Source organism: Rhodococcus sp. NPDC059234, from assembly GCF_042754225.1.
GTDB lineage: Bacteria > Actinomycetota > Actinomycetes > Mycobacteriales > Mycobacteriaceae > Rhodococcus_G.
The window spans coordinates 1-5,686 of sequence record NZ_JBHZAH010000189.1; the positions used below are offsets into that span (position 1 = coordinate 1).

The 5,686-nt window shown below is 65.7% G+C and carries 5 protein-coding genes; 3 read left to right on the top strand and 2 right to left on the bottom strand.

Annotation, left to right across the window (positions count from 1 at the left end):
• Positions 1-135: 135 nt before the first annotated feature.
• The 3 genes from ACFXGJ_RS23860 (at position 136) to ACFXGJ_RS23870 (ending at position 2,581) form a co-directional block, all read left to right on the top strand.
• Complete coding sequence (locus ACFXGJ_RS23860; RefSeq protein ID WP_378625736.1) at positions 136-786, top strand: TMEM175 family protein; 651 nt, start codon at positions 136-138, stop codon at positions 784-786.
• Between the two features lie 165 nt (positions 787-951).
• Positions 952-1,212 carry a hypothetical protein gene (locus ACFXGJ_RS23865; RefSeq protein WP_378625737.1) on the top strand — a complete coding sequence of 87 codons (261 nt, stop codon included), beginning with the start codon at positions 952-954 and terminating at the stop codon, positions 1,210-1,212.
• 1,183 nt (positions 1,213-2,395) lie between these two features.
• On the top strand, positions 2,396-2,581 hold the full coding sequence (locus tag ACFXGJ_RS23870; protein ID WP_378625739.1) for a hypothetical protein: 186 nt from the start codon (positions 2,396-2,398) through the stop codon (positions 2,579-2,581).
• A gap of 872 nt (positions 2,582-3,453) precedes the next feature.
• Here ACFXGJ_RS23870 and ACFXGJ_RS23875 read toward each other — a convergent pair.
• Both ACFXGJ_RS23875 and ACFXGJ_RS23880 read right to left on the bottom strand, forming a co-directional pair.
• Positions 3,454-3,837: a DUF5313 family protein gene (locus tag ACFXGJ_RS23875; RefSeq protein WP_378625741.1), complete on the bottom strand. Its 384-nt coding sequence runs from the start codon at positions 3,835-3,837 to the stop codon at positions 3,454-3,456.
• A 5-nt stretch (positions 3,838-3,842) separates the two neighbouring features.
• A complete protein-coding gene (locus tag ACFXGJ_RS23880; RefSeq protein ID WP_378625740.1) occupies positions 3,843-5,591 on the bottom strand; it encodes a SulP family inorganic anion transporter in 1,749 nt (582 codons plus the stop codon).
• Positions 5,592-5,686: the final 95 nt, after the last annotated feature.

Here is a 5,686-nt window from a genome sequence, read left to right on the forward strand (position 1 = left end):
GGCCCGGACAACTCCGGGACGCAGGGCCCGAGCATGTGGCCGTGGCCCTTTGGCGAGCAGGCTGCCGAAAGGGACTCGCTGAGTATCGGGGGGATCTGTGGGTTCGTACGAGGTGGAGCATCGGAGGAGGATCGCGTGACCGAATCGAAGGGGATTGACAGCTTTCCGATTCGGTCGGCGGAACCGGGCCGGATCGAGGCGTTCAGCGATGGGGTATTTGCTGTTGCCATCACCATGCTCGTGCTAGACATCCGCGCACCGCAGACAGAAAACGGTCGGCTGATCGCGGATCTGATCGCGCAGTGGCCCGCATATCTGGCGTATGCCATGTCGTTCGCATATGTCAGCATCATCTGGTTCAACCATCACGTGATGTTCAACCGAATCGAACGAGTGGACAAGGGTTTCACCTTTACCAACCTTGTGCTGCTCTTCACCACAGCACTACTGCCGTTCCCGACGGCGGTCCTCGCGGATGCGCTTCAGGCGGGCGACGAGGCGAACATGAGCGTAGCGATCGCGCTCTACGCCCTGGTCGCCGGAATCATGTGTGGTGCTTGGTTGATGGTCTACGAATATGTTGTGCGGCATCCGGCTTTGGCCGTCAACGACGGCACTCGATACTTCCACGGCGACAGGGCGCGCGCGCTACTCGGCATAACCGGCTACACGCTGGCCGGCGGTGTCGGGTTCGTGACACCGGTAGTTGTGCCTCTTGTGATCCTTGCTGTGCTGCCGGCATTTTACTTCGTGACAAGCCACGGAATGGCTCGCTCGGAACCCTGACGACGGAAGATGATCAACTCCTGTGGCCGAGGCATCTCCGCACGGCAGTCGGGATCCGAGGGCGGGGAGCGACTCCGATCGGGCGTCGCAGAATCGAACGGTCTCAGGATGAATCCACCCGCGGAGGGTGAACCCCCGTCCGGGTCGTTTGTGCAGCATGATCGCATGAAGTCGCGAGCGGTTGAGATCCCTGATCTTCGTTGGGAAGCCCTGTCGAGCTGGCTTCTCGCGTGGGATCCTCTTCTTGATCGACGTGTCTTGAAGGACTGGGCGATCGGCTTGGGTCGGGCCGCGGCGGAAGTCGACACGCTCGTGCTGTTGGATCCGGTATTGAACACGGTAGTTGCGCCGGCAACGCGTACTGACAACGAACTTGCTCCGTGCCTTCGTCGTGCAGTCCGCCGGTTCGACGGAATCGCCGACTGAGTCGGCGCTTGCTAGGGGAGTTGCCGCGCTGAGTCGCGGCCCGTCCGATGTAGGTGACGGGCAGCCGCATAGGTGGGGCCTGAGGAGGGCGGGTGCTGGTTCGGTCGTCCGGAGTCTGGCTGGTAGATATGCCAACTATCGCGACGACTTCGCCAACTAGGATGTCGATTTGCCAAGTCGGATGGCGATTCACAGCCGGTGAACTCGAACGGGGTTGAAACGCAATACGTTTCATGGATAATCGCAATTATCCATGAAAACTTGATCGGGGACCGCTCGGGCAACTCGGGGAGCGTGGATCGTCGACAGTTCGCGTCGATCGCCGGAACGGCCGGCTGAGACCAATTGTGCGACATCTGCATCGGTTTGGTTGGGCGACTCGACGCGACGTGCAGTCGTGCGCGCGGTGTGCGGGCCGACGCGACTCGGGGGTGGTGCAGGTCGAGTCCAGTCCGGGCGAGGGACTGCCGGCTGTCGTTCGGCCTCGGCAGCCATTCCGTGCGAGCCTCCGCATCGTCCGGTCCGTCGATGTTCGGGGACGGGTTTCCGGATGTGAAATGACATAATGTCGATTATCGGTACCGAAACAAGGCAGGTAGTTGGCTACGTGTCCCGGGCTCTTGTCATGTGCCACTCCAGTTGGCAGAACGACAGCCTCGACGACCGATCTGCCGGGCGCATCCGCTCGGGTGGTCGGATCGGCTGCGGCGGTTTCGCGGGTACGAGATCGTCTCCCGTCGACCGCGCCAATCCGATGCGGCCGGCGGCCCGGTCCACGGCTACCAACCGCGCTGCCGGTGTACCTCGCGATCCACTTGTGCCCACATCGAACGACTTCCCTTCCATTACAGCGCATCCCGTCTGCCCACCTTAATACGTCACTGTGACGAAACTGTGGTGCGGCGGGTCTGTGACCGGTCGGCACCGCGTTCCGACATGTCGTCATCCAGTGGCCGATTCCGATCTACCAGATCACGAGCCGTCGGAACTCCCCCGACCTCGGTGACCACAGTGCGGGATGTCAGCGTTCCCGGGCGCCGGGCGTCCTCGATTCTCGTGGCGCGGATCGCGATGCGCACGCAAGAGGTCCTCAGAGTGTTCGGACGCGCCGCCGCGAACGCCGAGTTGGCGGTGACACCCGCGAAGCTCGGTGTCGTCTATCCGGGCTCGGACGATCACGCGGTTGGTCCGCACACTCGATCCCGCTACCGCGAAACGCCTGGTGATCGCCGGCGACTGGATCGACGCCGCCGCCGGGGCGGGGATCGACCGAACGCTCGAACACCGCTGGACGACCGCACCCAATCCGGACCTCGACATCGGCCTCGACGCCTCCCTAACCGGCAGGGCCGCGAGGTTCACGCTCTGATACTCGATCACCGCCTGATCGAAGTGCCAGTTGGTCGCATATCACGCAGCGCAGAACGGCTTGGTGCATGCGGTGGGCAGGCAAGTACCTCGCCTGGCTTCCGGGCGGACGCACTGGCCCGCTCCCCTACCCGACCCAGCACGTCGAGAAGCCCTGGCGTCTGTCCACTGAGCACATCGAGTGCACCTACAGGTGCCACGTCGATGCCGAGGTAGCCACCAAGGACATCCGCACGAGCGCGCCGAGATCCCGCCCTCGCACGGCTTCGCCAGGCACGACTCTCAGATCGTGCGGACCCGGATTCGACCCCGACGCAGCGCGGTCGGCGACCTTCTTCCTCAACGCCTCGAACACTACGACTGACACCTGTCGGGACGATCGGACAGTCAGCGCAAGCGCTAGCCGGGAAACGCCGATGGGCAGACCTCACCGGACGGCGCTTCAGCCACCAGATCCTCGACCCCGTTCGAGCGTTGGGCGGCGCGTGACTACCGCTTCGCCGGCTCCGAAGTCGGATGAGATGTGGTGAGGGGGCTCTTCGTTGCCCTCTTCCCCCCTCTACACGTCGACTCCTGCGGCTGCGTCGGTGGTTCGGGTCGAGCGTGGCGACCAGGACGGTCGTGGGTGGGGGCGCTGGGCGGAGTGTCGTCGTCGCGGCGATGCGCACCGCCACTACGTTCGTTGCAATTCACCTGTCAGTCCTTGTCGTTGTTCGGGATTCACGGGGTGTGACTGTCTTACGGGACGGCGATGTCCGCATGGCGTCCGATTGCGTGCCCAGGCCGTCCTCGACGGCGGTGGACGTCGGCAGGCGCGTGCACCGTTCCGTCAGCCGTGGATGCGCTCATGCTCGTCCGCTGTAGGCGCCACCTCTAGGAAGCGGACCGGTATCGGGTCTCGTAGTTGTCGCGTTCCTGGTCGAGCCGCCGCTGCTTGTGTGCGTGGAGGAGTTCGGGGTCGAGGCCGTGGCTGACGAGCCGGTGTCGGAGGTAGATGTTCTTCAGTGCGAACAGGAAGTAGACGAAGGGCAGGAACAACAGCAGTGCCATGCCGATGCGGATGATCCACTGCCCGGGGATCAGGAGCAGTCCGACCAGGATCGGGACGAGCGGGACCAGGCAGCGGGTGACGTATCGGCGGGTGGCGCCGGGCCCGGTGATGTCGCGCGCGACCCAGGGATGCAGCTTCTCCGGCAGTGTCTTGCCGAGTACGTAGGCGAGGCGCTGGGCCGGAGTGGGTGCGACGGCGTTGGGCATTTCGGTCATCGGGGGTCCTTCGGTGCGGCGGAGTGTCGGGAATCGGAGATGACGATCGCGCGGGCGTAGTCGATCGCCTCGGGTGTCGTTGCGAAGAGTTGACGTTGTTCGCTGTCTTTCGTCGTGAACACCCCGAGCGATTCGAGGGGGCGCAGGTGCTCCGGTTTCACCCCGGAGATCAGGACCGTGATGTGCCGGTGCTCGAGCTTGGCGATGGCGTCCTGGAGAACCATCGCGCCGGTGGCGTCGAGGGCGGTGATCCGCGACATCCGCAGGATCACGACCTTCACGTCCGAGACATCGGCGAGTTCGAGCAGGAACCGGTGCGCCGCAGCGAAGAACAACGCGCCCTCGATGCGGTAGGCGACGATGTGTTCGCGCAGGAGTTCGTGTTCTTCTGCCAGGTGGTCGCCGACCTCGTCGAGTGGGATCTGCTCGATCCGCGCCGACTTGGCGACCGCCCGCAGTGCGAGGATCGCGGCAAATCCGACGCCTACGGCGACCGCGGTGACAAGGTCGAAGACGACGGTGACCAGGAAGGTCGCGACCATCACGACGGTGTCGGCGCGGGTGGCGCGTGCGATGGCGAGGATGGAGGCGGTCTCGACCATCCGGACCGTGGTGGCGAGCAGGACGCCGGCCAGTGCGGCGAGGGGGATCTCGGCCACGAGGCTGGACGCCAAGTAGACGATCGCGGCAAGGATGAGCGCGTGGGTCAGGGCCGCGAGGCGGGTGCGGGCGCCGGAGCGGACGTTGACCGCGGTCCGGGCGATTGCCCCGGTGGCGGGGACGCCTCCGAACAGGGGTGCGGCGATATTCGCCAGGCCCTGCCCGAACAGTTCCCGATCGGGGTTGTGCCGCGTGCCGACGGCCATCGAATCGGCGGCGGTCGCCGACAGGAGCGATTCGAGTGCCGCCAATGCAGCGACGGCAAGTGCGGGCGCGATCAGAGACGTGAGGTCGCCCAGGTGAACAAAGTTCAGCGTCGGCGGGGAGAACCCGGACGGGATGGTGCCGATGCGGGCGATGCTCAGGTCGAACGCCCGCGCGGCGACGGTCGCGGCGGCGACCGCCACGAGCGAGAACGGGATCCTGGGGAAATAGCGGCCGCCGAGGAGGATCGTCACGGCCACCGCGAGCGCGACCGCCGGCGTCAGGATCGACGGGCTCTCCGCAAAGCGCCGCACCGCGTCGACCGCGCTCTGCCACACCTTCTCACCCTCGGCCCCCTGGATTCCCAGAGCCGACGGAACCTGCTGCAGCGCGATGACGACGGCGATGCCCGCGGTGAACCCTTCGATGACGGGGGCCGGCATGTACCGCACCGCCCGGCCGACGCCCGCGAACGCCAGACCCACCAACAGCACCCCGGCGATCAGCCCGACCGCCAGAACCCCCGTCGGCCCGTACTGGCCGACGATGGGCACCAGGACCACCGTCATCGCCCCGGTAGGTCCGGACACCTGGAAGCGTGAGCCTCCGAACACCGCCGCCACGGCGCCGGCGATGACTGCCGTGGTCAGACCCGTGGCGGCGCCGAGTCCGGAGCTGATGCCGAAGCCCAATGCCAGCGGTAGCGCGACAAGCGCGACGATCAGTCCGGAGAGCAGGTCGGCGCCGGGTGTGCGGAGCGCGGGCTTCCACTCGCGCCACCGTGGAAGCAGTTCGGCGAAGGTCCGAACCGCGACGCCGAGCCGGCCACCGGCCGGGCCGGTCGTATTCGTGGGCCCGGGTGGGCATCCCAGTTCTGACATGTGCAGTTTCCTCGGATAGGTGCAACCTCTCGAGGTTGTCGATTGCTGCGTTCGCTTCCGCCGGTCGGGCCTGCTGAGGGGGAATACCAAGCTTC

Coding starts and splice junctions, on each gene's coding strand:
- ACFXGJ_RS23880 (WP_378625740.1), bottom strand. CDS start 5,591: ATGTCAGAACTGGGATGCCCACCCGGGCCCACGAATACGACCGGCCCG.
- ACFXGJ_RS23865 (WP_378625737.1), top strand. CDS start 952: ATGAAGTCGCGAGCGGTTGAGATCCCTGATCTTCGTTGGGAAGCCCTG.
- ACFXGJ_RS23875 (WP_378625741.1), bottom strand. CDS start 3,837: ATGCCCAACGCCGTCGCACCCACTCCGGCCCAGCGCCTCGCCTACGTA.